We start from the raw sequence: 4,915 nt of genomic DNA on the forward strand, positions 1-4,915 counted from the left end.
TCCGGGCCCGGCCCCGTCGGTGTTCTCTCGCCACCGGTGGGACGACGTCACGGGTACGCGTCCGCGGCGAACTTCACCGCGAGCCCGATGGCCGCGGCACCGATCAGCGGCCGCGGCGCCCGTGCCCGGGCGGTCAGCCCGTCCGGCCCGTCAACACGAAGTGGGTGCCTCCGGACGCCTCGCCGCATACCCACGGGGTGTGCGCCCCAAAGCAAAAAGATCTTCCATGCGGGCAGGCTGTGACCCGGCCCGCATGGCCGTACCACCCCGGTCGCGACCTCATGATCAACACGAGGGACGCAGCGTGATCCCGTCGATCCTCCGCCGTCCGGGTCAGCCGCCCGGACGGCGGAGGATCAGCCCAGCGACACGTTGAGACAGAGCCGCAGGAGCCCGAGCAGGCTCGGGCACGAGTTCTGCCGCGGAGCGGCCTGCTGCTGCGTCGGCGTGGGAGCGGGCTTCGGGGTGGACGCCGCGGCAGGGGCGTTCGCCGCCGGCGCGGGCGCGGCGGGCGCGGGGGAAGCGGGCTTGCCCGCGAGAGGCGCGGCGGGAGCGGGCGCGGGCCCGCCCTGGGCCGGTGCGGCGGCGGGCTCGGCCGCCGTCAGACTCGGCGCGATGACGCCACCACCGGCCTCCGGGGGCTGCCCCGGCGTCAGCACGCTGACCGCGACCGTGGAACCACCCGGGACACCTGTCGGGCCTACCGCGTACGGGGAGGCCTGACCCGGATACGGCGACGCCCACAGCTGGTCGTCGACGTGGGCAGACCCCCTGCCCGCGTCCGGGCGGACGGCGGCGCCGGACGGCGCGGAGCCCGCCACGACCGGCCCCGCTACGACCGGTGATGTGTCAGTCGTGTCCGACAAGGAAATGAACCCCATCCCGCCGACCACGAAGGCGGCGGCCCCCGAAATAACCACGAGTCGCATTATCGGCGCGACCGGGGAATCGCGTCGGCGATGGTGAGAGCTGGAGCGTAACATCGTGGGGTAGCGGCGAGCGCATCCTTACTCGATAGGATGGACAGAGTGAGCACGGACAGAGCGAGCATGGACAGAGTGCCAAGGATGTCGACCGTACCACTTAGGCCGACAACCTGATAGAGCTTTGACACCGCACCGCCGGCTCGACAATCGGCGATCAAGGCGGTCGGCCGAAAATGTCGATCTCCGGATCCGCCGCCGACGCAGGCGTCCATCACGATCATTTCTTCGGGTGAGATCGCTTCCTCGGCCGAACAGCCCTCCTGACCGGCTGGCGAAGAGCATCCAAGGCATCCGGTGACAAGGACGCGCAGGCAGGAAACGACTCCTTCCAGTGAGGGATCGGCGGGTGGGCCCGGGCCTCGTGGCCCCGCCCCGCACGCCCCGTCCGCCCGCGCCCACCCGCACCTGCCCGGGCCGTCATCCACCTGCTTTTGCCTGCTCCTACCTGCTCCTACCTGCGCGATCGCCGCACAGCAGCCCAACTTCCCGGCCTGCGCCGGGCGGGGCTCAGCCTGGCCCGCCGGCCGACATCCGACGTCTGCCGCGGGTCTCGACGCCGCCGCCCGCGGCAGGCCCGCCCGCCGCCACTTCATGATCCAGGCGACCGGCGGCCACGCACCGAACGGACGCCTCGCTCCCGCCGGCGCGGCAGGGCCGCCAGCCCCGACCCGCGACAGGCCGGCGCCTATACCGCCCTTCCCGCGGAGCGGCAAGTTCCCGAAAGGGATATCTCCAACGGCTCGGGCCGGCCGGGGCCGGGAACAGCGCAGTTGATGGGACTGCGGACAGCCGGCAAATTTTTGTATACGGGCGCGGCCGCCGGCGGCGGCTGCCGGGCCAGGACGACGGCTCCGTTTCTCTGAAGCTGTCGGCACCGCCAGAAAATCCGACGGCGAGTTCCGCCACGGTTTCGCGGAAGAAAGCCCCGGGAACACGTGAAATCGATGGTTTCGACCGGGGTGGCCACAGAAAATCATCGGCCGCCGTCCGATGATCCGCCAGGCGGAGGCCCATGGCCGGTTTCGCGCCGTCACGGGAGGCGCCACGCCACCGGGCGGAGACACCCCATCCAGCAACATCAAGATCGGCAGCGCGGACGCCGACGCTCTCGCCGCCGGCGGGCGCACTACGCCCGCCATGCCCACCATCTGCTGTTTCCGCGCCATCCGGGCACCGGCGGACACACGTCCGATGATCGTTCAGGCGGATCGGCGCCCGCCTGGATCCCGTGCCCACAGCGGCATCCAGGCTATTCCCGCGGAAAATGAGCCAGGCTTACACCAATGACACCGAACCCCGGCAGTATGTGATCTCCACAACATCCGTCGAACACTCGTAAAGATCATATCAATGAACTATGGTGACATCTACCACAGCGTCGACGACTGCAACCCAGCGAAGCTGGCACGGAACTACACAGCGTCCAGAGGCAGCCACTTCACGCCCTCCGCCGCGCTTCACTTCTCTGCGTTTCTGATCACAGAATAATTTTATGAATCATAAAATTTGGGGACCCGCCCTCCCGGCCGCCCCCGGCCACCCCCGGCCGCCCCTGTAGGGATCCCGACAGGCACCCATGGGCAGGACTGCAGCCCCGGCCACGCCACCCGGTAGATCGCCTCGACGACGTCCTCGCCACGACCCACCGGCCAGACGATGCCGCAACCCACCGGCCGTATGACGCCGTACACGCAGCGACTCGCCGGTGCGACGATCCCGATCTTTCAACGCAAAGCTCGTGATCTTTTCAACCCGCCGAAAACACCCGGCCAGGACAGCCGGTGCGCGCCATCATCACTTATCGCACTATAAAAATCATCACTCACACTTCAAAATCACAATAGAAAAACAACTACCGCATGCTGTCGCGGACGTCAAAACGGCCGACAGCCCACGCGCGACCAGCGCAGACAGTGGAGAATGCCCTACAAGGGGGCAGGCAACGTCGCCTGTCACCCGCCGTCACCACCCACGAGGCAGAACGCATCCCTTCCCGGATGCCCCCGGATCACTCCCGCTCCAGGGCCTGGCCCGATAGCGCCTTCCCACAGATAGCGGTTGACGCCCGCTTGCCACCGGGCACAACCAGCCACGCACAACGCCAGAAAAGATCACCAAAGAGAGATCGAAAGCTCCCTTTGCGGGGATCATGCCGTTCACCTGCGCAGTCTCCCGCATCGGACCACTACCGTGCCTTTCGTCCCCATGTATTCCCCACGGGCGCTCTCTAACGCCTCGCCGGCCCGCTTCAGGGGTCACCGTTGCTACGGACGGGTCCGGGACCATGTGACGCTTCGCAGTTTGCTTGTAATCGTCTGTGGACGTCCATGGATGTCCGTGCCAGCGGGCGCCCCAGAGGTGACGGCCGGTGCTGGTTTCGTGGAAGCGATGCACCAGGCGACGCAGGCGTCCGCGCGGACGGTGGCGGTGCTCTCGACGGCCTACCTGGAATCGGCGTACGCGACGGCGGAATGGCAGGCGGCCTGGCGGTCTGATCCGCTGGGTCGGGCCCGGAAGCTGCTGGTGTTCCGGGTGGCGGACTGCCCCGCCCGGGGCTGCTGGGCCAGCTCGTGACGGTGGACCTGTTCGGGGTCGACCAGACCACCGCGGCCGGGCGGCTGCGGGCCGCCGCCGGTGCGCAGCGGGCCAAACCCCCGGTGGAACCGGGCTTTCCCGGCGGCGGCCCGTCGGCTCCGGCGAGGCCGGCGTTCCCCCCGGAGCTTCCCGGGGTGTGGAACGTGCCGCCCCGGCTGGCGCACTTCGTCGGCCGGGGCGATCTGCTGGCCGCGGTCGACCGGCAGCTGGCCGCCTCGGGTGCGGTCGCGGTGTGCGCGCTGCACGGGCTTGGTGGAGTGGGCAAGACCGCGCTGGCGGTGGAGTACGCCCGCCGGCATGCCGGCGGGTTCGATGTGGTGTGGTAGGTGCCGGCGCAGGACCCGGAGCTGGTCGCCGGGCATGTGGCGGCGCTCGGGGTCGCGCTCGGCCTGCCCGACGGCGTGCCTGCTGCTCGTCTCCGTTGGTCGTGCACGCGGCCGTCCTGGAACGGACTCGGCTGGCCGGTGAGGCTGACCGCGGAACATGCTCACAGCCGATGATTGACACCGTCGACGCTTCTGTTTGCGTCCATGTGCTGACATCTACGGTGATGCTCTGAGAGATGATGACCGCGTGGCACGGGCAACGGCCGTCATGGTCGGCCGACCGGCCTGGTGATCGGACGGATGAGCGGGGGATCTGGATGTTGATGGAGGTGCCGCTGGAAAGCGGCGGCATGGTGCTGGTCGAGGTGGACCGGCGGGAGGTCCCGGGCGAACTTCAACTGGCCTCTGACGATCCGGGTACGGTGGCGGCCCGTGCGCGGCGTGCGCTGGAATCCTCGCTTGCGGATCTGGCTCCAGCAGTACGGTCCATCTGGCAGGGTCTCCGCGACATCGCACCGGACGAGTTCACCGTCGAGTTCGGGGTGAACGTCGGCGGCGAAACAGGGCTGATCATCGCGAAGGGTACGGCTGAGGTCAACTTCACCGTCTCAATGACGTGGCGTGGCGGTGAAAGCACTGCATGACCGAGTCGGTTGATCCGCGGAGTGGGTGCGTCGTCCGGATCCGCCAAGGAATGACGAAAAAAGCGGCGGGGGTCGGTGTGCTCGTAGGCGAACATGAAATCATGACCTGCGCCCACGTGGTCAATACCGCTCTCGGCAGGTCACAGCGGGAACAGAAGAAGCCTGACGATGTTTTACTTCTCGACTTTCCCCAACTGGACGGCGCGTCACTGCGAGAGGCAACAGTGGAAGCGTGGGTTCCGCCTCCTCCGCAAGGCTCCTTCGGGGGAGATATCGCCGGGCTGAGACTGAGCGGAGCAGCGCCCACCGCCGCTCGTCCAGCACTCCTGGAAAGCCGTGTTCCGCCGCTCGGTGTGACAATGTT

General features: G+C 68.2%; 4 protein-coding genes and 1 pseudogene. 4 read left to right on the forward strand and 1 reads right to left on the reverse strand.

Annotated features, from left to right (window positions below; translation table 11 throughout):
- Positions 1 to 356: 356 nt before the first annotated feature.
- Entirely contained in the window at positions 357 to 920 is a 564-nt protein-coding gene (locus tag NBW84_RS12520; RefSeq protein WP_250284750.1) for a hypothetical protein, read from the reverse strand.
- Between the two features lie 2,397 nt (positions 921 to 3,317).
- Between NBW84_RS12520 and NBW84_RS12525 the strand changes: the two genes are divergently transcribed.
- The 4 genes and pseudogenes from NBW84_RS12525 to NBW84_RS12540 all read left to right on the forward strand — a co-directional run.
- Positions 3,318 to 3,560: a toll/interleukin-1 receptor domain-containing protein gene (locus NBW84_RS12525; protein ID WP_250284752.1), complete on the forward strand. Its 243-nt coding sequence runs from the start codon at positions 3,318 to 3,320 to the stop codon at positions 3,558 to 3,560.
- Positions 3,557 to 3,907, forward strand: coding sequence for an ATP-binding protein (locus NBW84_RS12530; RefSeq protein ID WP_250284754.1), 351 nt, complete (start codon positions 3,557 to 3,559; stop codon positions 3,905 to 3,907). The genes NBW84_RS12525 and NBW84_RS12530 overlap by 4 nt, the downstream gene beginning before the upstream one ends.
- Before the next feature lie 317 nt (positions 3,908 to 4,224).
- Positions 4,225 to 4,551, forward strand: coding sequence for a CU044_2847 family protein (locus NBW84_RS12535; protein WP_250284757.1), 327 nt, complete (start codon positions 4,225 to 4,227; stop codon positions 4,549 to 4,551).
- Positions 4,552 to 4,601: 50 nt separating this feature from the next.
- Positions 4,602 to 4,915 (forward strand): annotated as a pseudogene (locus NBW84_RS12540) (trypsin-like peptidase domain-containing protein); the annotation flags it as partial.

Source organism: Protofrankia sp. CiP1_Cm_nod2 (assembly GCF_920664355.1).
Taxonomy (GTDB): Bacteria; Actinomycetota; Actinomycetes; order Frankiales; family Frankiaceae; genus Protofrankia.